This is a genomic window from Alkalihalophilus lindianensis (assembly GCF_032843265.1).
In the GTDB taxonomy this organism is placed as follows: domain Bacteria; phylum Bacillota; class Bacilli; order Bacillales; family Bacillaceae_D; genus Alkalihalophilus; species Alkalihalophilus lindianensis.
On record NZ_JAWJBA010000694.1, the window covers coordinates 1 to 253 of the forward strand.

1 pseudogene is annotated in these 253 nt (G+C 35.2%); it reads right to left on the bottom strand.

The window, feature by feature from the left end:
- A pseudogene (locus RYX56_RS23950) lies at positions 1-213 on the bottom strand (hypothetical protein); the annotation flags it as partial.
- Between the last annotated feature and the right edge of the window lie 40 nt (positions 214-253).

A 253-nucleotide genomic window follows, 5' to 3' on the forward strand; every position in this document is an offset into this window, starting at 1 on the left:
GACCCAACCAATGATTGGGTTAAATGGTAGTCTTATAAACCGATTAATGGATAATAAAATTCCGACCTGCCAAAGGGAGTCAAGACCAACTTCCTTCCAAAAAATAGGCAATGCGATATACAACATAGAATCTCCAACTAAGCAAATAGCTGTTACGAGTGAAATGGATATAACAACAGGAGGAGTGTCTTTAAAATGTAGTTTTTTTGACATGTGATCACCTGTATTAGATTTTGAATATTCACTATTCTAG